The 26,687-nt window shown below is 70.6% G+C and carries 26 protein-coding genes and 1 pseudogene; 16 read left to right on the top strand and 11 right to left on the bottom strand.

Annotated elements, in window-relative coordinates; translation table 11 throughout:
• The first annotated feature begins 285 nt into the window (after positions 1–285).
• From ACFV8T_RS08605 to ACFV8T_RS08575, 7 genes are read left to right on the top strand one after another with little or no spacing between them, the layout of a single operon-like run.
• Positions 286–744, top strand: coding sequence for a hypothetical protein (locus ACFV8T_RS08605; protein WP_385325793.1), 459 nt, complete (start codon positions 286–288; stop codon positions 742–744).
• Between the two features lie 6 nt (positions 745–750).
• Complete coding sequence (locus ACFV8T_RS08600; protein ID WP_385325791.1) at positions 751–1,371, top strand: toxin; 621 nt, start codon at positions 751–753, stop codon at positions 1,369–1,371.
• 52 nt (positions 1,372–1,423) lie between these two features.
• The gene (locus ACFV8T_RS08595; protein WP_385325789.1) at positions 1,424–2,722 is read left to right on the top strand and encodes an MAB_1171c family putative transporter; all 1,299 of its coding nucleotides are present in this window, start codon (positions 1,424–1,426) and stop codon (positions 2,720–2,722) included.
• The gene (locus tag ACFV8T_RS08590) at positions 2,719–3,333 is read left to right on the top strand and encodes a hypothetical protein (protein WP_385325787.1); all 615 of its coding nucleotides are present in this window, start codon (positions 2,719–2,721) and stop codon (positions 3,331–3,333) included. Before ACFV8T_RS08595 ends, ACFV8T_RS08590 begins: the two co-directional genes overlap by 4 nt.
• Before the next feature lie 52 nt (positions 3,334–3,385).
• On the top strand, positions 3,386–4,444 hold the full coding sequence (locus tag ACFV8T_RS08585; RefSeq protein WP_385325786.1) for an NAD-dependent epimerase/dehydratase family protein: 1,059 nt from the start codon (positions 3,386–3,388) through the stop codon (positions 4,442–4,444).
• Positions 4,441–5,157: a glycosyltransferase family 2 protein gene (locus tag ACFV8T_RS08580; protein ID WP_385325785.1), complete on the top strand. Its 717-nt coding sequence runs from the start codon at positions 4,441–4,443 to the stop codon at positions 5,155–5,157. The genes ACFV8T_RS08585 and ACFV8T_RS08580 overlap by 4 nt, the downstream gene beginning before the upstream one ends.
• On the top strand, positions 5,154–5,813 hold the full coding sequence (locus ACFV8T_RS08575) for a DUF2064 domain-containing protein (protein WP_385325784.1): 660 nt from the start codon (positions 5,154–5,156) through the stop codon (positions 5,811–5,813). Before ACFV8T_RS08580 ends, ACFV8T_RS08575 begins: the two co-directional genes overlap by 4 nt.
• Positions 5,814–5,824: 11 nt before the next feature.
• Here ACFV8T_RS08575 and ACFV8T_RS08570 read toward each other — a convergent pair whose 3' ends face one another.
• On the bottom strand, positions 5,825–6,295 hold the full coding sequence (locus ACFV8T_RS08570) for a hypothetical protein (protein ID WP_385325782.1): 471 nt from the start codon (positions 6,293–6,295) through the stop codon (positions 5,825–5,827).
• Between the two features lie 20 nt (positions 6,296–6,315).
• Positions 6,316–7,584, bottom strand: coding sequence for a molybdopterin-dependent oxidoreductase (locus ACFV8T_RS08565; RefSeq protein WP_385325781.1), 1,269 nt, complete (start codon positions 7,582–7,584; stop codon positions 6,316–6,318).
• A 161-nt stretch (positions 7,585–7,745) separates the two neighbouring features.
• Here ACFV8T_RS08565 and ACFV8T_RS08560 point away from each other — a divergent pair, with 161 nt between their 5' ends.
• Together ACFV8T_RS08560 and ACFV8T_RS08555 are read left to right on the top strand one after the other, a co-directional pair.
• A complete protein-coding gene (locus ACFV8T_RS08560; protein WP_385325779.1) occupies positions 7,746–9,116 on the top strand; it encodes a hypothetical protein in 1,371 nt (456 codons plus the stop codon).
• Positions 9,117–9,164: 48 nt separating this feature from the next.
• The gene (locus ACFV8T_RS08555; RefSeq protein WP_385325777.1) at positions 9,165–10,013 is read left to right on the top strand and encodes a GNAT family N-acetyltransferase; all 849 of its coding nucleotides are present in this window, start codon (positions 9,165–9,167) and stop codon (positions 10,011–10,013) included.
• A gap of 16 nt (positions 10,014–10,029) precedes the next feature.
• Here the strand turns inward: ACFV8T_RS08555 and ACFV8T_RS08550 are convergent, their stop codons facing one another.
• From ACFV8T_RS08550 to ACFV8T_RS08540, 3 genes are all read right to left on the bottom strand, one after another.
• Positions 10,030–11,745 carry a SpoIIE family protein phosphatase gene (locus tag ACFV8T_RS08550; RefSeq protein ID WP_385325775.1) on the bottom strand — a complete coding sequence of 572 codons (1,716 nt, stop codon included), beginning with the start codon at positions 11,743–11,745 and terminating at the stop codon, positions 10,030–10,032.
• 150 nt (positions 11,746–11,895) lie between these two features.
• Positions 11,896–12,168 carry a DUF1876 domain-containing protein gene (locus ACFV8T_RS08545; RefSeq protein WP_385325773.1) on the bottom strand — a complete coding sequence of 91 codons (273 nt, stop codon included), beginning with the start codon at positions 12,166–12,168 and terminating at the stop codon, positions 11,896–11,898.
• A 70-nt stretch (positions 12,169–12,238) separates the two neighbouring features.
• A complete protein-coding gene (locus tag ACFV8T_RS08540; RefSeq protein WP_385325771.1) occupies positions 12,239–12,958 on the bottom strand; it encodes an alpha/beta hydrolase in 720 nt (239 codons plus the stop codon).
• A gap of 97 nt (positions 12,959–13,055) precedes the next feature.
• On the opposite strand from ACFV8T_RS08540, the gene ACFV8T_RS08535 reads away from it, so the two are divergent.
• The 3 genes from ACFV8T_RS08535 (at position 13,056) to ACFV8T_RS08525 (ending at position 15,762) form a co-directional block, all read left to right on the top strand.
• Entirely contained in the window at positions 13,056–13,541 is a 486-nt protein-coding gene (locus ACFV8T_RS08535; protein ID WP_385325769.1) for a peroxiredoxin, read from the top strand.
• Between the two features lie 108 nt (positions 13,542–13,649).
• Complete coding sequence (locus ACFV8T_RS08530; RefSeq protein WP_385325767.1) at positions 13,650–14,159, top strand: hypothetical protein; 510 nt, start codon at positions 13,650–13,652, stop codon at positions 14,157–14,159.
• A gap of 154 nt (positions 14,160–14,313) precedes the next feature.
• The gene (locus ACFV8T_RS08525; RefSeq protein ID WP_385325765.1) at positions 14,314–15,762 is read left to right on the top strand and encodes a flotillin family protein; all 1,449 of its coding nucleotides are present in this window, start codon (positions 14,314–14,316) and stop codon (positions 15,760–15,762) included.
• 67 nt (positions 15,763–15,829) lie between these two features.
• Here ACFV8T_RS08525 and ACFV8T_RS08520 read toward each other — a convergent pair whose 3' ends face one another.
• Entirely contained in the window at positions 15,830–16,225 is a 396-nt protein-coding gene (locus tag ACFV8T_RS08520) for a nitroreductase/quinone reductase family protein (protein WP_385325763.1), read from the bottom strand.
• Between the two features lie 79 nt (positions 16,226–16,304).
• Positions 16,305–16,850, bottom strand: coding sequence for a hypothetical protein (locus ACFV8T_RS08515; protein ID WP_385325761.1), 546 nt, complete (start codon positions 16,848–16,850; stop codon positions 16,305–16,307).
• A 933-nt stretch (positions 16,851–17,783) separates the two neighbouring features.
• On the opposite strand from ACFV8T_RS08515, the gene ACFV8T_RS08510 reads away from it, so the two are divergent.
• Positions 17,784–18,254 (top strand): helix-turn-helix domain-containing protein, encoded by a 471-nt coding sequence (locus ACFV8T_RS08510; RefSeq protein WP_385325760.1) that lies wholly within the window; start codon positions 17,784–17,786, stop codon positions 18,252–18,254.
• A gap of 328 nt (positions 18,255–18,582) precedes the next feature.
• Here ACFV8T_RS08510 and ACFV8T_RS08505 read toward each other — a convergent pair.
• The 3 genes and pseudogenes from ACFV8T_RS08505 to ACFV8T_RS08495 all read right to left on the bottom strand — a co-directional run.
• Positions 18,583–19,080, bottom strand: a pseudogene (locus ACFV8T_RS08505) (RloB family protein); the annotation flags it as partial.
• A gap of 119 nt (positions 19,081–19,199) precedes the next feature.
• A complete protein-coding gene (locus ACFV8T_RS08500; RefSeq protein WP_385325758.1) occupies positions 19,200–20,519 on the bottom strand; it encodes an ATP/GTP-binding protein in 1,320 nt (439 codons plus the stop codon).
• 479 nt (positions 20,520–20,998) lie between these two features.
• Complete coding sequence (locus tag ACFV8T_RS08495; protein ID WP_385325756.1) at positions 20,999–21,724, bottom strand: 5-formyltetrahydrofolate cyclo-ligase; 726 nt, start codon at positions 21,722–21,724, stop codon at positions 20,999–21,001.
• Between the two features lie 341 nt (positions 21,725–22,065).
• Between ACFV8T_RS08495 and ACFV8T_RS08490 the strand changes: the two genes are divergently transcribed.
• Positions 22,066–24,228 carry an FG-GAP repeat domain-containing protein gene (locus ACFV8T_RS08490; protein ID WP_385325754.1) on the top strand — a complete coding sequence of 721 codons (2,163 nt, stop codon included), beginning with the start codon at positions 22,066–22,068 and terminating at the stop codon, positions 24,226–24,228.
• Positions 24,229–24,624: 396 nt separating this feature from the next.
• Here the strand turns inward: ACFV8T_RS08490 and ACFV8T_RS08485 are convergent, their stop codons facing one another.
• On the bottom strand, positions 24,625–25,752 hold the full coding sequence (locus ACFV8T_RS08485) for a tetratricopeptide repeat protein (RefSeq protein WP_385325753.1): 1,128 nt from the start codon (positions 25,750–25,752) through the stop codon (positions 24,625–24,627).
• 21 nt (positions 25,753–25,773) lie between these two features.
• Here ACFV8T_RS08485 and ACFV8T_RS08480 point away from each other — a divergent pair, with 21 nt between their 5' ends.
• Both ACFV8T_RS08480 and ACFV8T_RS08475 read left to right on the top strand, forming a co-directional pair.
• Complete coding sequence (locus ACFV8T_RS08480) at positions 25,774–26,193, top strand: SDR family oxidoreductase (protein ID WP_385325751.1); 420 nt, start codon at positions 25,774–25,776, stop codon at positions 26,191–26,193.
• Between the two features lie 30 nt (positions 26,194–26,223).
• Positions 26,224–26,667 (top strand): NUDIX domain-containing protein, encoded by a 444-nt coding sequence (locus ACFV8T_RS08475; protein WP_385325749.1) that lies wholly within the window; start codon positions 26,224–26,226, stop codon positions 26,665–26,667.
• Positions 26,668–26,687 lie beyond the last annotated feature (20 nt).

Genomic DNA, 26,687 nt, shown 5'->3' with positions numbered 1-26,687 from the left:
GAAGGGCTACACCTATGCCCGCACCACATGAAGGTGCGTCATGCACCTTTTGTCCGCAGTGAATTCACACGGAACACGTCGATTTCACGGGCAGGAGACTCCCCTCGTGGTCCCCTGCCCGTGTTTTTTCGAGTTAACAGTGACGTAGCGTGTTTACGCAAGCCCGTTCCCGTACCGTCTACCGGACCGAGGGCACCACGTCAGGGTTCGTTACAGTACGAGCCCGTTGGCCGAATCGACGACCGTGAACGCCGATCGGACGGGAGCGGATACGTGGGGGGCCGGATGGACAGCGTCGAGGAACGCACGCCGGAGCTGCGGACGTTGCAGCAGAAGGTCGAGTACATGGTGGACAAGACGTTCCCCGGCCAGAAGATCTCGGGGCGCGTCTTCGCCGATCTGGTCAAGGAACGCGGCGGCTCGCTCTCGCACAGCTACTTCTCCAACATCCTGGCCGGAAAGGTAACTCAGCCCTCCGAGGACATCCTCAAGGCGCTCGGTCTGGGCTTCGGCGTGGACTGGCGGTTCTTCAAGGAGGAGTCCGAGGTCGTCGACGATGTCGTCGCCGGTCTGCAGTTCCTCGCGATGCGGCGCACGGGGGAGATCAGCGGGGTGGCCGGGCGCGGCCTCGACGAGGACGGACTCCCGCCGGAGCTGCTGCAGTTCGCGCTCTCCCTGCTGGAGGACGCCAGGGGCCGGCAGGGCGCGGCCGACGGCGGCTCCCCCGGCGAGCCGGAGAAGTAGCCCTCCATGTCCCTGCGCGAACTACGGAAGGAGTGCGAGGCCGGGCTGGCCGACCTGCCCATTCCCGCACCCTTCTCCATCGACGCACTGGTGGCGAACATGGAGGCCGCCCGTGGCCGCACCATCGTGCTGCACGAGATGCCCGACCGGCTGGCCCGCGTCAACGCCGCCTGCGGGCTGCGCCTGAAGACCGGCGGGACCAGCTTCGTGCTCTACCGCCGCCGGCCCACCGCGTACCAGACCCAGCACGTGATCCTGCACGAGCTGTGCCACGAGTGGTTCGACCACGGCACCTCCCTCGATCCGGAGCAACTCCGGCGCCTGCTCCCGGTCTTCGACACCTCGCTGATCACCCGGGTCCTGGGAACCGAGCCCCCGCCGTCGCCGTCGCCCGCGCCTGCGACCCCGGTCGTGGCCGAGATCGCCGACGCGCTCCGGTCGGGGGACGGCACCGTGCAGGCCCGTGCGCAGTACGACACCCACGACGAACGCATGGCCGAGTTCGGTGCCTCGCTCATTCCCCGGATGGCCATGGACGTGACGAGCGACGACATGGTGGGGCGGCTGGCCAACTCCCTCTCCCGCCCGGTCGCCAACCGCCGTCGCGGCCTGTTCCGCCGCAGCTGACACCGCACGTCCCCCGTCCCCGTACCTCGTCCCCCACCCCAAGGACTCCGCCGTGACCCCGCTCGACCTCGCCGGCTACCTCATAGCCGTCCTGATGACGGCCGTCGCCCTGTGGCGCATGCCGGCAGCCCTGTGGGGCGACGAAGAAGACAAGCGCCGCCGGGCCCTCTGGGGCTGCTACGCGGGCTTCGCCGCCGCCCTGTGGACCAAGACCCGGGCCGTGCGGATCGCGCTCAACGACAGCGCCGTCACCGACCTCGCCGTCCTGATCAAGCACTACACGGCGACGATCGCGATCCTGGCGATCCTCAGCTACATCGTCGCGATCTACGGCCAGTACCCCGACGCCGGAACCGTCCCGCGCCATGTCCGGTTCGCCCGTGCCATCCAGCAGGTGGCGGCCAAGGCGTCGATCGCCACGCTGATCCTGCTGACGGTGCTGTTCTTCACCGTCGTCGACCGCTCCGTCCCCTCGGACCGCTTCGTCGCCGACCACGCGGGACAGTGGGGAGCCACGCTGTACATGAGCGTGTTCTACCTCTACCTGGGTGCCGCGTCCGCCGTCTGCGCGTACCAGTGGGCGCTGGCCACCGCCGGTGCCGGGCTCCGTCATCTGCGGGTGGGCCTCGGGATGATGACCTTCGCCATGTTCATCGGGGTCGGCTACACCGTCAGCCGGACCCTGTTCCTGTGGGTCAGCGTCGTCGACACCCCGAGCGAGTCCTTCGCGCTCCACTTCGACGAGATCACCGAGGCCGCACAGGTGGTGCTCTTCGCCTTCTTCGCCGTGGGCGCCTCCATCCCCGCCCTCAGCAAGGGGCGGCGGCGCGCGAAGCTCTGGCGGGCCCAGGTCAAACTGCACGGTCTCTGGCGCGAGTTGATGACCGCCTTCCCCGAGCAGCCCTTCGACCCCCCGGCCTCGCTGGTCCGCGAACTCACCCGCTTCGACACCCCCGCGGACCTGCGGATCGACCGCTGGGCCGCCGACATCGCGGACGCGGTGGAGAAGCTGCGCCACTACGTGCCCGACACCCTGCTCCCGGCCGCGAAGGCCGCCGCCGCGGCGGACGGCGGCGCGGACCCGGACCGGGCGGGCCCGCTCGCCGAGGCGTACTGGATCAAGGCCGCGCTCACCGCGAAGAACAGCGGTGTGCCCGCCTCGACCGCCGCCGCGGTGGAGACCCAGCACGCCACCGACCAGGACGGCGAGGTGGCCTGGCTGGTCCGGGTGGCCACCGCGTACCGGACGGTCCCGCAGGACCGGGCGGCGCAGGTGCTGGCGGATGCCGCACCCGCCCCGTCCACCGCAACCGCAGCGCCCCGCACGGCCTCCACCGAGGAGACAGCATGACCTCCACCGACACCACCGAAACCACCGACGCCCCCGCATCGCCGTACACCGGCGCCGCGCGCACCGTCACCGACGTCTTCCAGCCCCGCAACCTCCTGCTGACCGGCATGCTCGGCATCGGCCTGGCCGCCGCAGGTCACTGGACCGGCCTGCTCTGGGGATTCCTCGGCGCCCTGTGCGCGGGCCTCGTACCCGCCGGGTACATCGAGTGGGAGCGGGGGCGCGGCACCTGGGGCGACCGCCATGTCGTCGACCGCACCAAGCGGGCCCCGATCTTCTTCGTCATCCTCGGCTCCATCGGCACCGGCTCGCTGGTGATGGTCCTGGGCCACGCCCCCACCGGCATCCTCGTGGCGATGCTCGCCCTCTGGGCGATGACCGTGATCCTGCTGGCCGTCAACACGGTCTGGAAGATCTCGGTGGACGCCGCGGTCGCCTCGGCCGTCGTCGCCCTGCTCGCCGCGGTCCACTCGCCGTGGTGGCTGTTCGCCTACGTGATGACGGTCGCCGTCTGCTGGTCGCGCGTCGCGCTCGGATACCACTCGGTGGCCCAGACGGTCGCCGGGGCGTCGCTGGGGGCCGCGACGGCGGGCGCGTTCCTGCTCGTCTGATCCGGACCGGTCCGCCGCGCGCGCCCCGGCGACCCGGCCTAGCGTGGCGGACATGCGGGTACTGGTCACCGGCGGAGCCGGGTTCATCGGGTCGCGGATCGTCCGCGCGCTGCGGGCGGCGGGGCACGAGCCGGTGGTGCTCGACGCGCTGTTGCCGCAGGCGCACGGGGACCGGGGTGAGGTGCCCGCCCCACAGGACGGTGAGCCGACGGTCGTCGCGGACGTGCGGGACCGCGACGCGGTGGCGGACGCGCTGACCGGTGTCGACGCGGTGTGCCACCAGGCGGCGATGGTGGGGCTGGGCCGGGACTTCGCGGACGCTCCGGAGTACGTCGGGTGCAACGACCTCGGCACGGCGGTGCTGCTCGCCGCGATGGCCGGGGCCGGGGTCCGCGATCTGGTGCTCGCGGGCTCGATGGTGATCTACGGGGAGGGCCGCTACGACTGCCCGCGCCACGGCCGCGTCCGCCCCGGGCCGCGGGCGGCGGCGGACCTGGCCGCGGGCCGGTTCGAACCGCGCTGTCCCCGCTGCGGCGCGGAACTGGTGCCCGGCCTCGTCACCGAGGACGCGCCCGCCGACCCGCGCAATGTGTACGCGGCCACCAAGCTGGCCCAGGAGCATCTGGCCGCCGCCTGGGCGCGCGCGACGGGCGGAAGGGCGGTGTCGCTGCGCTATCACAACGTGTACGGCCCCGGAATGCCCCGCGACACCCCGTACGCCGGGGTCGCCTCGTTCTTCCGCTCGGCCCTGGCGCGCGGCGAGCCGCCCCGGGTCCACGAGGACGGCGGCCAGCGGCGGGACTTCGTCCACGTACGGGACGTGGCCGCGGCCAACACCGCCGCGCTGGAGGCCCTCCCGGTACGTGAACCCGCCAGCTTCACCGCGTACAACACGGGGAGCGGGGAGCCGCACACCGTCGCCGAGATGGCCTCGGCCCTGTCCGGCGCGCACGGCGGTCCGGCCCCGGTGGTCACCGGCGAGTACCGCCTCGGGGACGTACGCCACATCACGGCGGACTCGGGGCGGCTGCGCACGGAGCTGGGCTGGCTGCCGGAGGTGGGGTTCGCGGAGGGGATGACGGAGTTCGCGACGTCCCCGCTGCGGCAGTGAGCACCGTGCCCGCCGCCGCCCCCGTGCCTCCCAGCGACATCGTCCTGCCCTGTCTCGACGAGGCCGCGGCCCTGCCCCGGGTGCTGGGCGCGATCCCCGACGGCTGGCGCGCGATCGTCGTCGACAACGGCTCCACGGACGGCTCGGCCGACCTGGCCCGCTCGCTCGGCGCGACCGTCGTGCACGAGCCGCGGCGCGGCTTCGGCGCCGCCTGCCACGCCGGACTGCTCGCCGCCGAGACGGAGTTCGTCTGTTTCTGCGACTGCGACGGCTCCCTCGACCCCGGCCTGCTCCCCGCCTTCGTACGCCGGATCGCCGCCGGGGAGACCGATCTGCTGCTCGGCCGCCGCCTCGTCCGGGGCCGCGGCGCCTGGCCGCTGCACGCGCGGGCCGGCAATCTCGTGCTCGCCCGGCTGCTGCGCCGCCGCACCGGCCTGCGGCTGCACGATCTCGGCCCGATGCGCGCCGGGCGGCGGACGGAGCTGCTGGGGCTCGGTCTCACCGACCGCCGCAGCGGCTATCCGCTCCAGATGGTGGTCCGCGCGGCGGACGCCGGACTGCGGATCGCGGAGACCGGCGTCCCGTACGCCCCCCGCACCGGGAAGTCGAAGGTCACCGGCACCTGGCGGGGTACCTGGCAGGCGGTGCGCGACATGCGCGCGGTGCTGCTCGAACCACCGGCCGCGGCAGCCGCCCGAGGGACGCCCCGATGAGCGCTCCGGCCCTCCCCTCCGGCCCCACGACCCTGCTGGTCATCGCCAAGGAGCCGCTGCCGGGCCGGGTCAAGACCCGGCTCACCCCGCCGTTCACGCCCGCCCAGGCGGCCCGGCTCGCCGAGGCGGCGCTCGCCGACACCCTGCGGACCGTGCGCTCGCTGCCCGCCCGGCGCCGCGCCGTCGTCCTCGAAGGGCGGCCGGGGCCATGGCTGCCGCCCGGCATCGAAGTGCTCCCGCAGGGCACCGGCGGCCTCGACGAGCGGCTCGCCGCGGCCTTCGCCGCCGTCACCGGCCCGACGCTCCTCATCGGCATGGACACCCCCCAGATCACCGCCGCCCACCTGGCCGCCGCGCTCGGCCCGGCCGCCTGGGACGGCTGCGACGCCTGGTTCGGCCCGGCCGACGACGGCGGCTTCTGGGCGCTGGGTCTGGCCTCCCCCGCCCCGGAGCTCCTGCGCGGTGTGCCCATGTCCGTACCCGAGACCGGCGCGGTGCAGCGCGGGCGCCTCGTCGCCGCCGGGCTGACCGTGCGCGATCTGCCCCGGCTGCGTGATGTGGACACCGCGCGGGACGCCGAGGCCGTCGCCGCCGCCGCGCCGCACGGCCGGTTCGCCGCGACCCTCGCCCGGCTGACCCGGCCGCCGCTCCGGTAGGCGGCGACCGGTCAGCCGCCCTTCCCGGCCCCGCGCCACCGCCGCACCGCCCTGCCCGCGAGCAGCAGCGCCGAGCCCGCGAACAGCACGGCCGTGATCAGCAGCCAGTTGCCCAGGAACGGATCGGGGGACAGCCCGCTGTACGGCTCGTACCGCACGGCATGACGAGTGATCAGCGGAAACCACATCAGCAGGAGCAGACCGGAGAGGAAGGCCGGTACGCGGACGTGGTTGACGAGCCCCGGACGATGCCCCATCGACCGGCGCACGACCAGGTCCGCCGACGCGTACAGCGGCAGCAGCACCAGGTCGTGCAGGAACGCGGAGCCGATGAACCACACCGCCACCGCGAACGTTTCGCCCGCCAGCAGCCGTACGCCCGCATAGCCCGCGAGGGCGAACGTGGCGCCCAGCAGCAGGAGATGCAGCGGACCCTCCCCGTACCAACGCGCCACAACCGCCCGGGGGTTCATCCGTTTCATCCGGCCCGCCCGCTTCCCGCTCACAGCGCCCCGAACGACAGCCGCGCCACCCATTTGGTGTTCAGCACACCCGGAGCGGCCGGGACGATGATCCGCGCCGGGTAGCCGTGATCCAGCGACAGTTCCTCGCCGTTGACCCCCAGCGCCAGCAACGAGCGGGGGTCGCGCACCTGGTTGTCGCGGAGCGCCGCACGGCGGAACGCGCCACCGCGCTGGACGGACTCCACCAGCACCCCCGGCGGCCGGTCCGGGTACCCGGCGAGTGCCGCCAGGTCCCTCAGCCGCACCCCGCGCCACCACTGGTCCGATGTCCCCCAGCCCTCCACGCAGGCGATCGGGAGCGCCGCGCTGTACTGGTCCATGGCCAGCAGCTGCGCCCGGCTCAGCCGGATCTCCCCGGCGGGCCCGCTGACGGTGAGCCGCCAGCCCGCCCCCGTGTCGGCCCGGGTCACCCCGACGGAGGCGGCCGTCTTGTTGATCTGGAAGCCGCTCGGCCCCTGGCCGGGCTCGGCACCGCCGTGCGGGGTGAGGAGGGCGATCTGCCGCAGCGGGCCGTCGAAGCTGCGGCCCGCCGAGGTGATCAACAGGAGCAGCGACCCGGCCCCCACCATGGCGAACGCGCCACGCCGGGAGACGGTCGGTGCGGCAGGATCGGGCGCGGCGAGCTCATCCGTTTCGCCTGGCGCCGAGCCCTCGATCCGGCCGCCCCGCAGCACCCGCAGGGCCCGGGGCAGCTTCAGTCCGGTGTGGGCGAGGAACGCGGCGAAGAACACCCACGCCCCGTAGAAGTGCAGCTGGTAGAACGACCCGGGGAACACGTACTCCAACTGGATGTTGAGCAGCCCGGTGACGAACTCGAACAGCGCCCCGCCGACGAGCAGCAGCAACGACAGCCGTTCCAGCGCGTGCCCCACGGACCGGACCGGCGGCAGCGCGAACAGCTTCGGGATCACCGACCACAGCTTCGCCAGCAGCACGGGGACGAGCACGATGCCCACCGTGACGTGCAGCCCCTGTGTCAGCCGGTACAGCCAGTGCGGACCGGTCGGCCAGGCGAAGAGATAGAACCCCAGCAGGCCCTTGTCCGGCGTCTCGTCGTCGACCGGCGCGAGATCCGGGTTGTACGCGGCGTACGACAGCAGGCCCGTCACGAACAGCAGGGTGAGCCCGGCAAGCAGGACCAGCCCGAGCACCGCCGTGAACCGGACGCCGCGCACCGGGCTGCGCCAGAACCCCGGCGCGGAGGGGAGCGGGAAGCGGAAGGCCCTGCCGAGACGTCTGTCGCCCATGGCCCGAAGCTATGCCGCGGACACCGGGCGGGCGCCGTACGACTCCTGGCGGGGCCTCGGTGTCACTCTTCGGGACGGGCAGCCGGAGCAAGACCCGCCGGTCCGGTGACGCGGCCCGGTGGCACCGCCCGATGGCGCCGCGCCCTGCATAGCGTGACCGCGTGAAGACCCCCACCGGCACCGCGGACCGCACCGGCCGCCGCCGCGACCTGCTCGCCGCCGCGGCGGGCGTGCTGCTCGTCACCGCGGCCGTGCTCGTCGGCCGGTCGATCCGGAACGCCGACCGGATCCTGTCCGTCCACTGGCCTCCCCTGCTGGCGTCCTGGCACCCGCACGCCGGCCCCGGCACCCCGGCCGCCCTCGCCGTCGCGGCGGCCGTCGTCGCGTACGGGCCGCCGCTGGCCGACCGGATCCGGCCGCGGGCGCTGCCCCCGGCCGCCTGGGCGGCCTCGCTCGCCTGGACCTTCTCGCTGGCGCTGATCGACGGCTGGGGCCCCGGTGTCGCCGAACGGCTCACCACCAGGAACGAATACCTGTCGGCCGTCGACCGCTTCCAGGACATCGGCGCCGCCCTGCGCGGCTTCGACCAGCACATCCTGCTCGGCTCCCCGGACAACTGGCCCACCCATGTCGCCGGTCATCCGCCGGGCGCCACGCTCACCTTCGTGCTGCTCGACCGCATCGGGCTCGGCGGCGGGTCCTGGGCCGGGACCTGGTGCATCGTGGTGGGCGGCTCCGCCGTGCCGGCCGCCCTGATCGCGCTGCGCGCGCTGGCCGGCGAACGCCTGGCGCGCCGTGCCGCCCCGTTCCTGGTCCTGGCACCGGTCGCGGTGTGGGCCGGCACATCGGCCGACGCCTATTTCACCGCCGTCGCCGCCTGGTCGGTGGCGCTCCTCGCCGTGGCCGCGACCCGTTCGGGGCACCTGCCCCGCCTCGCCGCGCTCGGCTCCGGTCTGCTGTACGGCCTGACCTGCTACCTCAGTTACGGACTGACGCTGATCGCGGTCCCGCTCCTCGCCGTCCTCGTGCTCAGCCGCACCGCCCGCCCCCTCCCGTTCGTCCTCCTCGGGGCGCTGGTCGTCCCGGCCGTCTTCACCCTGGCGGGCTACGACTGGTGGGAGGGCTACCGGCTGCTGATCGAGCGCTACCACCAGGGTGCGGGCGGGCTGCGTCCGTACTCCTACTGGGTGTGGGCGAATCTCGCCTGCACCACGATCGCCGCGGGCCTCGCCACGGTCGCCGGCCTCCGCCGCGCCCTGGCCGGTGCCCCGGCGGCCGTACGCGCCCTGCACGGCGGCGCCCCCTGCCCGGCCGGGCAGCTGATCCTGCTCGCCCTGGCGGCGCTCGCGGCGCTCCTGGCCGCCGACCTGTCCGGGCTGAGCAAGGCGGAGACGGAACGTATCTGGCAGCCCTTCATCCTCTGGCTGCTGCCTGTCGGCGCCCTGCTGCCCACCGCCACCCGGCGCGGCTGGCTGACCGCACAGGCCGTCGTCGCCCTGCTCGTCAACCACCTGCTGTGGACCGGGTGGTGACGGAGAAGCCACCGTTGAAACGGCCGTCCGGTGGGGTACAGGTGCCCCGTGCCGAACTTCGAGATCACCACCGCAAGCGCCGACGACCTCACGATGCTCGCCGAATGGGCGCACGAGGAGAGCTGGAACCCCGGACTGACCGACCACCACGCCTTCTTCGCCGCCGATCCGCGCGGCTTCCTGATCGGCCGCCTCGACGACGAGCCGGTCTCCTGCGTCTCCGTCGTCCGTTACGGCTCCGGCTTCGGGTTCCTCGGCTTCTACCTGACCCGCCCGCACCTGCGCGGCCGGGGGTACGGCAGCCGGCTCTGGCAGGCCGGCATGGCACGGCTGGACGGGCGCAACGTCGGCCTCGACGGAGTGGTGGCCCAGCAGCCCAACTACCGCAAGTCCGGCTTCCGTTCCGTGTGGACGAACATGCGCTACGAGGGTCTGCCGCCCGCCGGCCTGCCCGCCCCGGCCGGTACGGAGCTCGTCGACGGCCGCTCCGTACCGTTCGACCGGCTCGCCGCCTACGACCGCCGCTTCTTCCCGGCCGACCGCGACAGCTTCCTCGCGCCGTGGATCGCCCACCCCACGCGCACCTCGCTGGCCGCCGTCCGCGACGGGGAACTGTGCGGTCTGGCCGTGCTGCGCCCCTGCCGTACGTCGTCCCGCATCGGTCCCGTGTACGCGGAATCACCCGAGGTGGCCGGCGCCCTGGTCGGCGCACTGGCGGCCACCGACCCCGGCGTCCCGGTCGCGATCGACGTGCCCGACGTCAACCCGGCGGCCGTGCGTCTCGCCGAACAGCTGGGCCTCACCCCGTCGTTCGAGACCGCACGGATGTACACCGGCCCGGCACCGGATGTCGACCACACCGGGCTGTTCGGCATCACCAGCCTGGAGCTGGGCTGACACCGGCCGGACGGGGTCAGGTGGCGTCGGGCGTCCACGCCTGCGGGTTCCGGGTGCGGGAGGCCAGCACCGCTATGTCGTCCTCGGCACCCGGCCCGAACCGTTCGAGGACCTCGTCCAGCAGGTCGTCGAGGCTGCCGCCGGCCGGCAGCGCCAGCTCCTTGAGACGGCCGACCGAGACATCGATGTCCTCGCCGCGCCGCTCGACCAGACCGTCGGTGTACAGGAACAGCACCGTGTCCGGCTCGAACTCCAGCCGTGTCGTCCGGTACCCGCCGAACCCGGTCCCCAGCGGTGGCCCCACCGCCATCTCCTCGCACACCCGGGCCCCCGCCCGCGGATCGATCAGCACCGGCGGCAGATGCCCGGCGCTCGCCACCTCGCACGCCCCGCCGAACCGGTCGACGACGGCCAGCAGACAGGTCGCCGCCCGGTCCAGGCCGGACCGCTCGACCATCCGGTCCAGCTGTTCCAGGATCCGGTGCGGCGGCAGTTCGTCGTCGGCGAGCATCCGCAGCAGGGAGCGGTAGTGGCTCATGGCGACCGCCGCCTCCACCCCGTGCCCCATCACATCGCCCATCGCCTTGAGGTGCCGGCCGTCCCGCAGCGGGATGACGTCGAACCAGTCGCCGCCGACCATCACGCTGCGGTCGGCCGGCAGATAGCGGGTGGCGATCTCGATGTGCGGGTGCGGCGGGCGCGGTTCGGACAGCAGGGAGCGCTGGAGCTCCAGGGCGATGGTGTGCTCGTGGGCGTACCGGCGGGCGTGGTCGAGATCGACGGCGGCCCGGCCGGCGAGTTCCCGGGCGACCACCACGTCCTCGTCCGTGAAGACCGGTGAGTCGCCCGCCCGGATCAGGCCGAGGATGCCGAGCGGGCCGCTGCGCACGGTGACGGGCACGATGACCGCCGAGTGCATCCCGAGGGCGCGGTAGGCGGCGAGCCGTTCGGGGCCGGGGGCGGAGCGGACGAGCTGTTCGTCGGAGGTGAGGTTCTCCACCACCGGCTGGTTGGCCGCCAGACAGCGCTGTACGGCCGCGCCCTCCTGGTAGTCGAGGTACTCGCCGGTCAGCCCGAACCCGTCCAGCTCGTCGTCCAGTCCGGGCACGGCCCTCAGCGCCGCCCGTCGCAGCCGCAGCACCCCGGGCGGTGCGGGCCGGACCGGTGCGGCGACATCGGGCGGGAACACCTCGACCGTCGCGAGGTCCGCCAGCCCCGGCACGACGAGGTCGACGAGTTCGGCGCAGGTGGTGTCCATGTCGAGCGTGGTGCCGATCCGGGCGGCCGCGGTGTCGAGCAGGGTCAGATGCCGCCGGGCCTGCTCCAGCTCGCGCTGCTCCTTCTCCGCGGCCATGACCTCCAGCACGATCCCGGCCAGGCCCACGACCCGCCCGTCGGACTCCAGCCGGTGGAACGCCCCGTGCCAGTACCGCCGGACCGTGGCGTCCCGGGCGGTGAAGCCGCTGATGGTGATCTCGCGTGGCTTCCCGTCGGCGAGCACCGCCCGCATCATGTCCTCGCGCGCGTCGAGCCCCGGAAGGACCTCGGCGACGGTGCGTCCGAGGTGTTCGGCGGCCGGGATGCCGTTGATCCGTTCGAGGGCCGGGTTGACGTAGAGATACCGCAGCCCCGTGTCGAGCACGCCCACCCCGGCCATGGTGCCGTCGACCAGGGCCGCGAGGCCGCGGGAGTCGAACGGCACACGGCTGTCGGTGTACGCATCGGCCTGCACGTCAACCTCCTGGGCGGGCGCGGACCACCCGCTGCCCGGCCCTCAATCGTCGGCCGCCCGCCCCCGCCGCGCATCCGCAGACGGGAGCCGCCGGGCCGCCGTCCGCCGTGCGGACCGGGTCCCGGGGCAGGCGCGGGCCCCGGCCCCGCGTCAGGCCAGCGGGTGCGAGGTCCGGCCGGACGCCTCGTCGATCTCGTCGTGCGCCTTCGTCAGCATCTTCATCGCCAGTTCATTGAGCGCTCTGGCTCCCGCGATCTCCTCGCCCACCCTCGGCTGGTCCTTGTCGGAGGGGTGACGGCTCGCGTATCCGTGGGCCCGCACCTCGGTCCCGTCGGGCAGCCGCACCAGGGCCGCCGCGCGGGTGCGGTGGGTGTCCTCGTCGAATTCGAGCTCCACATGCCACCCGACAGTTGTCATCACCATGACGATCACCTCCCTACCAGGGTGCTCCCGTTCCCCCGCCCCTGCACCACGGCACCGGCCCCCGGCCCCCTCACGCCTCCAGCAGGTCCAGGTCGAGGGTGCCCGCCACCGCCGGGGCGTCCGGCGGGAGCCGGAGGGCGGTCGCGACCGGCCCGGGGAGCGGGCCCAGGCCCAGCAGACCGGTGACGATCCGGGCGGTCAGCGCGTGCCACTCCCCGGCGCGCCGGAGCATCGCGTGGTCGCTGCGCCGGATCGCGATCAGACAGGCGCGGGCACCGGCCGGCCGGGCACGGGCCGTGAGGCGCTGGGACGCGCGGGGGCTCGTGATGCGGTCGCGGGTGCTGTGCAGCAGGACGACGTCGCGGCCCGCGAGCTGGTCGACCGGATCGTCCGCCGGACACCACGGGGCGAGGCCGACCACCCCGCGCACCAGCGGGTGACCGGCGGCGCGCAGGGCGGCGCGGGCGCCCATCGAGTGGCCGACCAGGACCACCGGGATCTCCCCGGCCTCGCGGCCGAGGGCGTCCAGGGCGCGTACGGCGTCGTGCAGCGGGTCCTCGCGGGGGCCGTTCCAGCCGCGGTGGGCGTAGCGGGCGGTGCGTACGAGAACGTCTCCGCCGCCCGTCGCCCCGGCGATGGTCCGGGCGAAGGGGCGCATCCGCACGCCGGGCAGATTCAGCGGGCCGGGCAGCGGCGCGGCCAGGCCCGTCTCCGCGCCACCGTGCAGCAGGAGCACGGCCGCGGACGGGCGGACGGCGGGCGGGGGGACGGCGGACGGCGGTGCTGCCATACGTACCTCCTGGTGCGGGAGACCGGACCCGTACCGAGCATGCTGTAAGGAACACGGACGGAAAAACCCGGCAGCACCGGACCACGGAGGAACCGACATGGGATCGTCACCACAACTCGGCCTGATCGCACCGGACTTCACCCTGCCGGGCGGCCGGCTCGCCGGCGAGGACTTCGAACGCCGCGACTACGACCTCGCCGCGGCGCGCGGCCGTGCCGTGGTCCTCGCGTTCTACCCGGGCGACAACACGGCCGTGTGCACCAAGCAGCTCTGCTCGTACTCCTCGGGCATGGAGGCCTTCGGCGAGCTCGGCGCGGAGGTCTGGGGAATCAGTCCACAGGGTGTGGACAGCCATGAGTCGTTCGCCCGCGCCCACGGCCTGCGGATGCCGCTGCTCGCGGACACCGGGCGGGAGACCGCGCGGGCGTACGGCGTCGCGGCGCCCGGGATCGGGGTGCGCCGCGCGATCTTCCTCATCGGCCCGGACGGGGTGCTGCGCTGGAAGCATGTCGCGCTGCTCGGTGCCACGTACCAGTCGCTCGACACACTGACCGAGCAGCTGTCCGGCATCAAGAACGCGTAAAAGATTGCCGGAACCCGGCAGTACGGGCCGCCAGGCACGTATGGGATCATCCAGCCAGTTCGACGGAAAAATTCGGGGGATTTCGGAGATCTCGGGGAGGGTGATCACGTGACCTTGTTTCTCGGTCTCGGCATTGCGGGAATCGTCCTGCTCGTGCTGTCCCTGATCTTCGACGGAATCCTCGAAGGTCTCTTCGGAGGCGTACTGGACGGCCTCTTCGACGGCCTCCTGTCCCTCCCGGTCATCGCGGGATTCCTCTCGATGCTCGGCTTCGGCGGCGCGATCGTGCTCGGCACCACCGGCGCCGGCACGGTCGCCGCGACCGCCGCCGGAGCGCTGGCCGGGCTGGTCGCGGCCTGGCTGACCTGGAAGTTCAGCCGGGCCCTGATGCGGGACCAGACCAGCGCCACACCGCGCAGCGACGACCTCGTCGGCACGTCCGGGTCGGTCGTCACGGCCATCCCGGCCGACGGCTACGGCGAGGTCCTGCTGCGACTCGCGGGCCAGCACGTGAAGCTGGCGGCGAAGAGCGCGGTGCCGGTCGCACGCGGCACCGAGATCTGGGTGGAGGCCGCGTTGTCGGCCACCTCGGTCGCGGTCCGGCCCGTCGAGCGCTGAGCCCGGCCCGTCGAACGCCGTGCCCGGCCCGTCGGGCGCCGAGTCCGACCTGTCGTGCACCGACCACCGCCCGAGCCGATCCACCGTGCCGCACCGCGGCACACCGCCCGAAACCGAGCTGCCGTCCCCTCAGGGAGGCAGGGGGGACACCCTTATGAGCCCAGTCGTGACCGCAGTCGCCGGAGTCGTCGTACTCCTGGTGCTGCTCGCACTCGTCGTCATCACCCGCTACAAGGTCGCCGGGCCCAGCGAGGCGTTCATCATCACCGGCCGCCGCGGCAAGAAGTCGACCGACCCGGTGACCGGCCGCACCAGCATCGACAACAGCGGCCAGAAGGTCGTCGTCGGCGGCGGCGTCTTCGTCGTCCCGTTCGTCCAGCAGAAGTTCACCCTGGACCTCTCCAGCCGGCACATCCCGATCGCGGTGCGCGGCGCCGTCACCCTGCGCGGTGTGAAGTCCAACCTCGAAGGCGTCGCGATCGTCAAGGTCGGCGGCAGCGAGGAAGCGATCCGGGCCGCGGCCCAGCGCTTCCTCCAGCAGCAGGACGGCATCGTCGGCTTCACCCAGGAAGTGCTCTCGGGTGCGCTGCGCGCCATCGTCGGCCGGATGTCGGTCGAGGACATCATCCGCGACCGGGCCGCGTTCGCCGGCCAGGTGGCGGAGGAGGCCGAGGCCAGCCTCTCGGGCCAGGGCCTGATCCTGGACGCCTTCCAGATCCAGGACATCACCACCGAGGGCTCCTACCTGGAGGACCTCGGCCGCCCCGAGGCCGCCCGCGCCAAGCAGGAGGCGGACATCGCCGAGGCAATCGCCAAGCGGGCCTCGGAGCAGGCCCGGCTGAAGGCCGCCGAGGAGATCGCCATCGCCGAGCGGACCTACTACCTCAAGCAGGCCGAGATCAAGGCCGAGACGGAAGCCGCCGCGGCCAAGGCCAACGCGGCGGGCCCGCTCGCCGAGGCGGCCCGCCAGCAGGAAGTCCTCGCCGAGCAGGAGAAGGTCGCCCAGCGCCAGGCCGCGCTGACCGACCGCGAGCTCGACACCAAGGTCCGCAAGCCCGCCGACGCCGCCCGCTACCAGGCCGAGCAGGAGGCCGAGGCCCGCCGGATCGCCCAGGTCAAGGAGGCCGAGGCGGACGCCGAGCGCTCCCGGCTGACCGGTCAGGGCGAGAAGCTGCACCGCTCGGCGCTCGCCGACGCCGTCCGCATCGAGGGCGAGGCGGAGGCCGCGGCCATCGCGGCGAAGGGTGCGGCCGAGGCCGAGGCCATGCAGAAGAAGGCCGACGCGTTCGCGCAGTACGGCGACGCGGCCGTGCTCCAGATGCTGGTCGAGGTGCTGCCGCAGGTCGTCGCCAAGGCGTCCGAGCCGCTGAGCGCCATCGACAAGATGACCGTGATCTCGACGGACGGCGCGAGCCAGCTGTCGCGTACGGTCACCGACAACGTCGCCCAGGGCATGGAACTCCTCAGCTCCACCACGGGAGTCGACCTCGCCGCCCTGCTGAAGAACCTCAAGGGCTCGGGCTCCGGGGCGGAGGTCCCGGCCCAGCCGGAGGCCGCCGCCCAGGACGGCAGTCAGAACGGCAAGATCGAGATCACCGACTGATCCGGCGGACCAACGCCCGTACGTGCCCGGACGATTGCACATCGTCCGGGCACACTCGGTTCCGGACTCAATCGGCCAGATCCACCCGCACGGTCAGCAGGTTCGTACCCACCGCCCGCACGACGGCGCTGTTGTAGCGCGGCAGGGTCCGGAGCCGGGCGCGGGCGTCGTCCTGGGGCAGCGGGTGCGCGATCCCGTCGTACCAGTGACCCTCGATACGGACCCGGACCCGGGGATCGGCCCGGATGTTGCGGATGTACTGCGACTTGTCTCCGTACTCCGAGACCAACCAGAACTCCTGGCCCACGCGCCGTCCGCCGACCGGGGTGCCGCGCGGCAGACCGGAGGTCCGGCCCGTCGTCTCCAGCAGAATCTGCGATCCCGACCGCCTGGCCAGCGGGTTCACCACGTGCCGCTGGAGCGAGGTGACCGCCCTGAACTTCAGATCCCGAAAGTCCGCCATCGCGTGTCCCTTCCACCTGTCGCCGCCTACGGGCATCCCGGCCGGCCCCCGTGACGACTGCGCCCGCACGCCTACGACGCTACGCCCCTGTCGCCGCATCGCGGACGTCGCCGGAAGCGCGCGTGGCGGCGGGACCCGCGGGCGGACCCGTTTCCGCCCCTCGCCCTCGGCCTCGCTCCGGCCCCTGCTCGCCCTCGATGATCGCCGCGACCCGCTCCCGCCACGGCAGCGGATCGGGCTCGCTCTCCATCTCGGCCCGCCGGGCAGCCCAGTAGACCCGGTTCGCCTCACGGGCACACGGCCCGCACAGGGTCTCGTCCCCGACGGGGCGGAACACATGCTCCTCGCCCTCCCCCTCGCAGACGATGAACTCCCTTACCGGCGGCGGCGCGACGGGTCGGGCCGGGGCGGCCACCGGCGCCGGGAGCTTCTGGACGAGCCGGTGGCGCAGGAACCCGACAGCGGACCGTACGCCGTCCCTGGGCAGCTCACTGGTCAACGCCCGCCGCAGATCCGCAGCACTCACGCCGCGCCGGATCCACTCGGCAGCGACCTCGGCCAGCCCCCGCGCCTCCCGGACCCCGAGGTGCAGTTGCGGATTCGCATGCCGCAGCGAGAGCAACACCCGCTCGCCCTCCCCGACTTCGCAAGCTACGAACTCTTCGAACGCTTCCGACACTTCGGACGCTTCAGACGCTTCGACCTCTTCGGAGGGTGGGTGGGAGTAGTTCTCCCCACGTTCTTCATCTACCGGTTCATAACCACCGACCGCCCGGCCCCCCGGCTCACCGACGGCCGGATTCCGCGCACCCGGACGGGCGGCCGGGGCCGCAGGAGCTGATAGGGCTGATGGGGCACCAACCCTTTCGTTCCGCACCGCGGCAGCCTGTTCAACCGTCAGGGGCACATTGGCAAAGAGCTGGTCGGTCACCCAGAACCCGCGATCCCCCTGCCGCCTCCACTCGTGCACGAACCCGACCGCGATCAGCTGCCCCTTGGCCCTCTGATACGCCCGTCCCGTGATCCCGAGCTGCTTCGCGTGGTCACTGAGCGCCTTGTCGGCCTGCTCTTCGGGAAGCCCCTGTACGTACAGGAGAAGAATCTTCGCGTCACTGCTCAGACGCGGATGCCGCACGACATCGTGCGAAGCCTTCGTGTAGCGCCGAGAGGGCGCGATAGCATGCCAAAGCATCCCGGTGGACTCTCTCCACTCGTGGTGAAGGCCCTCGGAATGGTGCTGCTAACACCTCCGGGGGCCGCCCCATGCGCAGGAACACACAGAGCGTGATGACGCGATCACGGTACCGCATGAAATCGGCGCCTTGCGCCACAACCGGAAATCCCCGACCCAACCCGCCCGGCCCACCCAAAACAACCCTTCCCAGGGCGACTTGACCAACCCCGGAAGCCGACCGCGAGCCACGGGGGCGAGCGAGGCGGCGCGGTGTTGTGCGGCGGAGTGCGACTGGGGCGCCTTCTCCACGGTTGCCCACGCCGGACCGTCCAGCTACAGGCATTACAGATGCGTTCTCCGCCGGGTCAGTGATCGGAGGCGGCCATGGCTCGTTACAGCGTTCTTGGCCGTGCTGAGAAAGTCGAACCGAATCCCTCGCACCAGTGCGCGCTCGCCGCGACCGCTCGGATGGCGCCGGAGTCGGTCGAGCTGCTGGTGCGCACCTCGGATGGCGGTGAACTGATACTGCCGGGGGAACTGGTCCGCATCCTTCTGGCCTCGGCCGGTGAGCTGGCCCGCGGACATGCGGTTATGGTCCTGGCCTCCGAGGTGCAATTGTCCCCCACTGAGGCCGCTGAACTCCTGGGCCTGTCCCGGCCGTTCGTCACCCGCTTGCTTGATGCCGGCGACATCCCCTCGACGAACCTGCCCGGCAGCAGCCACCGCGTGGTCCGCCTCGCGGACGTGCCGGCGTTCCAGCAGCGGCGTGAGCGCCGCAGGGAGGGGCGGCGTCAGATCGCCGATGCTTTGGAGGGCGTCGAACCGCCCTATCGTTTGCGGGCGGGTGGATCCTGACCTGCGGCAACCGTGCCTCCGCCGCCTTGCTGGATGACGATGACACGACTGGCGCTGACCGCTGTTGACTGGCTGTACTGGTGCTCATCTGGTGCGCCGTGGCCGCCGTTCAGTCCTCCGACATCGCTCGGTCAGGCGATCGCCCTACCACCGTCGACCGACAGCTGTAGACCCGCAGCTCCGGCCTGCTGTGGAGGGATCAGCCTGTTCGAGCCGGACTGGCTTTGAGAGTGAACCCCCCGGCTTGCTAGGGCTCGCTTGAGGGAAATGGGCCAAGTCGCAGACGGTCGGCCCGCGTAATCCATTACTTTGACGACAGTATTTTTCACTAAGGCTTCTGACCATGCGCGTCGAGTAACGCCGAGATCAGATCTGGGACTGAACTATGCGGATTTGGTGGCGCGTGCTTCACCTTGACCTTCTCGCACCTAGAGGCATTATTCATGGCTTCCGGGTACTTCTCGTAAGGGAATCCACTCGGCATGTCTTTTCCGGAGAATCCCTTTTTTCGCAAGAGTTCAGAAAGCGTGCTCGCATTTATCCATGACGTGCGGTTCTCGAAATGCCAAAGTAACCAAATTTCGAAGCACGGCGAGCTGACCGCTATTTCGATGCTCGCGCGGCCAGCTTCGATGCATGCTCTCTCAAGACTGGCGTGTTCGTCCACATCAACCACGCACCAGACCGCATCGAAGGGGTCTCCGCCTTTCCCTTCGAGATCCCGAAGTCTTTTCGCTTCGCTTACCACACTCAAAGGATCTCGACCGACTCCGACTGGTTTGATGCTGACCACTCGGATGGCTTTGGCTTTTATTAATGCGGTGAACTTCTCGAAATACTATGGCTCCGTGTTGATACCTTCAGTGGCGATGAGAATCTTTGTGTGCTCGATCCTCCTGTTTTTCGACTTTGAAATTCTCTGAGGGCCCCGCAATTGGCGACGGCTCATGCTTGCGCCTCCATCTGCAGTGACGCAAGCAACTCTTCCCAGGCAAGCGTGGGGACCGCTCCGTATCTTCCGCCGAGATACCGGCGCTCCACGTTGTGGTCCTTCTTGACGGGAAAATCTGTCAGGGGGTATAGCTCCGTGACTCCATCTGGTGATTTTTCGGCAAACCACATCTCCTCCCTGTCCAGGCCATCACCCGAGAGATGCCCCATCAGAGAAGTGTCGTGTGAGGTAAATACAATCTGAGCGCCGAGCGGGTTGATCTTCGCGGACTTGAACATGGCGATGAGTGCCGATGCGAGCCTTGGGTGCAGGCTGGAATCGAGCTCGTCCACGATTAGTACCCCACCGTACCTAATCTCTCGTAGCGCAGGCAATGCAAGAGAAAGCCATGCAACCGTACCGCTACTCTCGTCGCTTAGGTCAAGATTGTGGGAGTCGTCATCGCTGGATGATCCTTGATGCCAAAAACTGATCACCTTCCTTTGCTCTTCCAGGAAGTCGGCGAAGAATTTTTCTTCATCATCCCCCTCCTCCAGGACGACCTTCATTGCCCTACGCATGTTCGACTGGGTCTTCTCATCGATCTCAATTTCCTCCAGCGAGAGGCGCTGAATCCCCAGGTCGGCGAAACGTAGCAAAGTTTGAGCCTGCCCCAGAGTCTCCTCTTCTTCAATCCATTTCTTTACCGACCTGATTCTGCTCTGTTTATAGAATTCGGAGAATGCGGCGTAGCGCAAATGCCTGGTCAGATAGTGGTGAATTCCCTGCAATTGCCCATGATTTGCCATGCTTGCCGTGGAGAGGTAAAGGTTACGGGCTCCCATCAGGCGGGCGATTCGAACGTTCTCACCCTTCAGGTTCCTACTAAAAGTCAAATCTTTTGGACTCGGGCCACTCCTGTCGAAAAGGGTGCGGCGTCGCCCCTCCGGAAATGAATAAAGCCACTCGGAAGCGACCCCTGTGGAGTTACTTTCGAATCCGTACGCGTAACGCGTCCCCTTGACCGTGAAGTCGAATTCATAAGCGGATGTTTCCTTTTTCGAGTCCTCGTCAAGCAGGAAGGGGGCGTGAGGAAAGGAGTCTCGATCACTCCATGTGGCGGAATGATTAATGGCTTTCGCGGCGAAATCCATTGCATCTAGAAGTGTGGTTTTGCCTGATGCATTCGGTCCGAAGATGCCGATGGCACGGTTCGTCACCGAGCCCCAGTCACCGTCCTTGGGGCGCACCCCTTCGAAGCTTGACTTGGTGAGCACGAGTTCAGTGGTGTCACGGATGGACTTGTGGTTGGTGACGCGGAACCTCAGAAGCATGACTACCTCACTAGCTAGGTGCAGTTTCATCCTTTTATAGGACGTTAGCCGCCCTGATCGCTCTTCAAACCGTATGCCTTGTGTAGCTACACCGCTAGCGCCGTCTGACTAGGTCGACGGAGCGGCCCTGGGCTGGAGTTGCTTTGGGGCGAGTGATCACGGCCCCGTAAAATGATGACGAGTCGGGCAGCCAGGTGGACCTGCCTGTAGAGCACGATGTTGGGGCCATGATCTTCGAGGCTCGCCCCTAAGTGGCTGCCCAGAGCCGTGGAGCCGACCGCCCCAGCCACAGCGGGTTTCTCCTCCCACCACGGTGCTCGCTCCAGCCGCGCGGCCGGCACAGCCGGGGCCAGAGCGGGCCGGAGGCAAGCGTCAGGCCCTGGCGGTGAGCCGGGGAGCGCGCGGCGAGCGTTGCGAGGCGCCTTGATGAAGTAGGAAAGTTCTACCGCGCTGGAAGCGGACACTCCCGGCTTCGGTCGTCAGGCTCCCTGCCGTGCCGCCAGCGCCGGGATCGTAGCGATCTTCTCCGCCGTAAGGGCCGGCCAGTCGACTCCTGACGGCCGGTGAGGGGTCGGGCAGACGATGGTCTCCTCGGGCGTCACGATCAGGTCGACGCTCACGTCGTGCACGGTGGTGGGGATCGGAGTCCCTGTCACCTGGAGTGCGTGGACGGTGGTGACGACCACAGTTTCCGGCGTCACCAGACCGGCTTCGGTGAGCAGGGCAAACTCGATGTCGGAGTAGCCTGCGCCCTTGCCGATGCGGGCGCCGTCGCGGTCGACGGCGACGCTGCCCAGGATGATCAGGTCCAGGGGGCGGAGGGCGTCGACCTCGACAGTGGGGGCGACAGTAGCTGCGTTGTAGCTGGCTGCGGCCTCGGTGGGTGGGACGGTGAGGGCGGCCGGGTCGAGGAGGTAGAAGGGCTTGAGGGTGGCCAGCTTCGGGACCGCCATGTAGACGGTCTTCCCCTCCTCCAGCGCCCTTGCCCGGACCGGAAGTTGGGCCTTGTCCGGAACGGCCTTGACGACGTTCGCGCGCTGCCAGGCCGGGAGCGCCGCGAGTCGGGCCGCGGCTTCCTCGGCACCCCTGAAGTTGGGGATACGGCCGTGGACGGAGTCGCCGTGGACGGCGCCTGCGGCGGTGAGGGCGTCCCAGACCTGCGTGCGTACCGCCTGCTTGGCGTGGGCCAGAGAGCTGGCTGCCATTGGTGTCTCCTTCTCTCTTCTCTCGGAACTCGTTCCCGCACTGCGGCAGCGGGCCGGCGAGGTCTGGCACCGGATGACGACCGACGGGACGACCAGCCGCTGACCGACGGTGGCCCTTGTCGATGCGAGAGTCACCCCGAACCAGGCAGGTGGATGCCGATCGGCGAGCGCGGGCTGACCGAGACCCTGCCGGTGCTGCGCGCGTCGGCCGAACTCCTCTGAGCAGGGGGAGGGAAACCCCCCACACAGGCCGATCTCGGCTGATATACGCTGCGCCTGACTTGATCGAACAGTTCGGCGAATCCGTGTCTCCGGATACGCCTGCCCGGGGGGGCATTCCTATGACTTCGCAGTCCCGCGTGGTGCTCGGCATCGCGCTCACTCCCATCCTCGCCCTGGCGGCTGCCGCCCCGGCCGCCGCCCATCCCACCGCCACGGTCGCGGCCCCGGCCACCGCCGGCACCACCGCCACGGCCGCCGTCGGGACGTATGCGCCGGGCCCGTGGGGCACCCGCACCCTGCACGCCCCGAACCCCGCCCCTGCCTCCGCCTCGGGCGGGCTGAACGTCCTGGAGTCGGCCGGGAACGGCGCCCTCGTCTCCCTCACCGGTGACGGGCTCTCCCGTTCCACCCGGATCCGGCCCGCCGGCAGCACCCGTTGGCTCGCCCCGCAGACCTGGCCGGACGCAGGCGGGTACAACACCGAACTTGTCTCGCTCGGCGACGGCTCGGTGCGCCTGGTCTGGCGGGCCAAGCGCGCCGACGACCACAACAACTACTGGCTGAAGGTGGCCACCCTCGCGCCCGGCGCGACCGCCTTCTCCGAGCCCGAGTACGTCGCCGCGGTCCCCGAGAAGGGCTATCACCACCTGGCGGCGGCCCCCAATGGCCGGCTGGTCGCCGTCTGGTCGGTCTCCGGTGTGGTGAAGGCCGCCGGGAAGACCGGCCCGCAGGCCGAGTGGACCGCTCCGGCCGACCTCAACGTGCAGCCGCCGTCCGGCAGCCGGAACATTTCCGCCATGGACCTGGCGGTGGCCAAGGACGGCACCGCTCTGCTGGTGTGGCAGTGGCAGGCGAGCAAGGCCGTCGTCGCGCTGGAGAAGGCCCCCGGCGCGTCCGCCTGGACCGCGGTCAAGGGCTTCCCGGTCCCGGGCGTGGACCTGGCGCGCCCGAAGGTGTTCGCCGGTCCGCAGGGCGGCTTCGACGTGTTCTACGACGACAACGCGCACCTCATGCACACGCGCCGGTCCGCCGGTGCCACGCAGTGGAGCACCCCTCGGTCCGCCGCCAACTACGGCAGCACGTACGGGATGACGGCGCCCGTCCACCTGCCCAACGGCGACCTCTTCGTCGCCGGCGGGCCCGGCTACTCGACCGGCCCCTGGTACGCGGTGCGCTCGGCGGCCACCGGTGCCTGGCAGCCGTACACGCAGCCCTTCTCCACGCACAAGAAGGTGCGCGCGGTGAGCGCGGCCGCCACCTCGGGCGGCACGGTCACGGTGACCTGGCGGGAGGGCTACTCGGGCGAGGAGTACACGATGGCCGCCGTCTTCAAGGGCGGCACCTGGTCCGCCCCGCGGCGGCTGAGCGCGACGAGTGCCCAGTCCACCGGGGCGCCCCAGGTGGCCGCCGACGCGCTCGGCCGGCCCGTCGTGCTGTGGGACGAGTACAAGCTGACCGGGACGAACAGCATCGTCCTGGACGGCGTCCAGGAAGCCACCACCACCAGCCGCGCGCTGCCCAAGTGGGGTGACTACACGGACGACGGCAAGCCCGACCTGTTCGGCCGGAACAGCACCGGGCTGAAGGTGTACGCGGGCACTGCGACGAAGCTGTCCGCGGGGCAGCGCGCGAGCAGCTGGCCGGCGGGCACGCTCGTGCTGCCGTACGGCGACCTCGACGGCGACCGCTGCAACGACGTGTTCGTCCGCTACCCGAAGGGCGAGGCCCGCGTCTACCCGACGGTCTGCGGCGGGCTGCCCGACCAGCAGTCGTTCCACGTCAAGGTCTCCTCGGACTGGAGCGGATACAACGCGGTCGTCTCGCCCGGCGACGTGACGGGCGACGGCCGGGCCGACCTGCTGACCCGGTCCGCCTCGACCGGGAAGCTGTACGTGTACGCGAACAACGGCGCGGGCGGCTTCAAGGCCCGCTCGCTCGCCGGGTCCGGCTTCGGCGGCTACAAGAAGCTGCTGGCCGCCGGGGACCTCGACGGCGACGGCAAGAACGACCTGCTGGCCCTCGACGCGTCGAACGAGCTGTGGCGGTTCCGAGGGACCGGCACCGGCACCTTCAAGCCCCGGTCGCTGGTCTTCAAGGACTGGGGCACCTCCTACAAGGACGTGGTCGGCGGGCTCGACCTGTCCGGTGACGGCCGGGCCGACCTGATCTCCCTCGACAAGACCGGCCGCGCCTGGCTGAACCAGGGCAACGGCCAGGGCGGCTTCGGCAACCGGTCGCAGGCCGGCAAGACCACGAACTGGTCGGACATCCGCATCTCCTGACGGTAAGTCCACTTCTATGGACGGCGCTCCGGCGCGGTGTAGACAAAGAAGAAGCCCCGGGCCGCTGGCCCGGGGCTTCTTCGTGGAGCGGGTGACCGCAACCGATGACGGATACGCGCATGGGGCCGACGAGTCAGGTCCCAGTGCCGGCCGCACCATCGCCCGTTCTCGTCCACCCGGCGCGGCCACTGGGCGGTCCGCAACCTGAGTCGAGCCGGGTCGGCAACCCTCCACACACATGCCGGGGCGCGCTGACGAAGGTCCACCGAGGCTTCAAAGCTGCCGTCAACACGCCCCACTCGGCTGGTCGGTGGAGCCAAAAGAACTCCTTGCACTGAAGCCAAAAAGTGCATACAGGCAAGAGGTCCTCCGGGTCCAGGTGGACACTTTTTTGATCTAGACGGTCACACGGGCCGCTCGCTCGCGGAGTTCCTGGGCCTCCGGAACTCCGTTGTGCCGACGCAGGCGGACGCGCATGTCCTGGAGAGCGGCCTGGACCTTCACCGAGCGGATGCCGTCGGCGCAGTCGAGGAAGTCGCGCCAGGTGGCCATGGCGCCGTCGATGTTGCCTTGCCGCAGGCGGACGCCGCCAAGGTCGGCGAGGACGATAGCGCGTGTACGGCGGCGGTCGAGGTCGTGGATGTCGAGAGCCAGGTGGAGGCGTTCCTCGGCGGCGTCGAGGTCGCCGAGGCGGGAGAGAATCATGCCGGATTCGTGGGCCCAGCGGCCGGGTGAGTAGTGGGCGGCCCAGGAATCACCGACCGCGGCTGCCGGCTTGGCGATGGCGGTCTCGGACCTGGCGAGATGCTTGATGGCCATGCTTCGGTCGTCGTCCTGGGCAGCGGCGTTGGCGAGGGTGGCCTCGTAGTAGGCGACCGCGCGCGGGTTGTCGAGGTGTCGGCCGTATTCGACGCAGGCTTCGCCGAGCTGGACCGCCTCGGCCCGATAGCCCAGATCGACACACTGGACGGCCAGCCCCCGCAGTGCGGTCGCCGAAAGCTCTGGATCGTCGGCCTCGGCGGCCAGGCGGAACGAGTGCGCGTAGTAACGCTGGGCAAGTCCGCGCAGTTCGGGGGTGTCTCCCTCGTCCTGGGCCATCCAGCCGGCGAGATGGACGAGCTGAGAGGTCGCGGCGAACAGCTCGTGGCCGGTGGCCTCGGTGAAGCGGCCCTCCAGCCAGGGAGCTACGTCCTGGGTGAGGTAGCGGACGGCCAGGTGGCGGGCGTGGCCGCCGCCGAGCTCGGAGGCCGAATCGCCGAGGGCCTTCACCATGTGACGCACGGCCGACACTTCGCCCTGGCCGACGCGGACGGCTCCGGAGGGGACGGTCCTGGTCCGGCGGGTGATGCTGTCCATGTCGGGCAGACCGAGCGCGGACAGGGCGTATCCACTGGACGCGAGGATGAATTCCCGACGCTCCACGTCGCTCCTTCCCAGGTGCAGGACTGATGCCACGGTATCGGCGTGGAGTGCCACCGGCATGGCCTCCGGAAGGTTGATCGCCTCGGGGTCCAGCCCCAACACGCCTGGAACTACTCCCTCGACGTGAACCTCACCGCCCACTACCGCATCTGCCACGCGGTGACCCCCGGGATGGTCGAACGCCGGTGGGGCCGGATCGTCAACATCGGGAGCGTCAACGCCCGCGTCGGACGCACCGACCTCGTCGCGTACAGCACCGCGAAGGCCGGGCTGCTGGGCTTAACCCGTTCCCTCGCCCGCGAACTCGGCCCGTACGGCGTCTGCGTCAACACCGTCCTGCCCGGAGCCATCCAGGTTGAGGCCGAGACCGCCATCCCGACCCAGTTCCGGGCCCGTCCCGCAGACCAGATCCAGCGGCAGTACGTTCCCCGCCGTGGGCGGCCCGAGGACGTAGCGGCCCTGGTCGCGTTCCTCGTCGGCCCCTCCGCGTCGTTCATCACTGGGCAATCCGTACACGTCGACGGCGGCTGGCTGCTGCACTGAGACCGCCAACAACCAAGGAAAGAGCACCACATGATCGAGCGAGTCCGCGCTGTCCTCGTCACCCCGAACAAGACGATGCTGGTCATCCGCCGCACCCGGCCCGGCATCCCCGTCTACTGGGTCCTGCCCGGAGGCGGAGTCGAAGCCACCGACGAATCCCGGGAGGCCGCCCTCCACCGGGAGATCCACGAGGAGATCGCCGGCAAGGCCGACATCGTCCGCCTCCTGCACACGCTGGAGACCGACGACGAGCGACAACTCTTCTACCTCGCCCGCATCGAGGCATGGTCCTTCGACGACCGCACCGGACCCGAGTTCAGCACCGAAGGCCGGGGCGAATACGCCCTGGAGGAGATCCCGCTGACCGTGGCCGGAATCGACAGCATCGGTCTCAAGCCCGAAGAGATTGCTCGCTTACTGCGGGGCGCGATCAGCGACGGAGTTCTTACCGATGCGAGGGCCACCCCGAACTAGGGCTGCCAGCGGGCTGGAGC

It is taken from the genome of Streptomyces sp. NPDC059832, from assembly GCF_042731715.1.
Taxonomy (GTDB): domain Bacteria; phylum Actinomycetota; class Actinomycetes; order Streptomycetales; family Streptomycetaceae; genus Streptomyces.
Note: the sequence above shows the minus strand (reverse complement) of the source record. Positions and strands in the feature narration are given on the sequence as shown.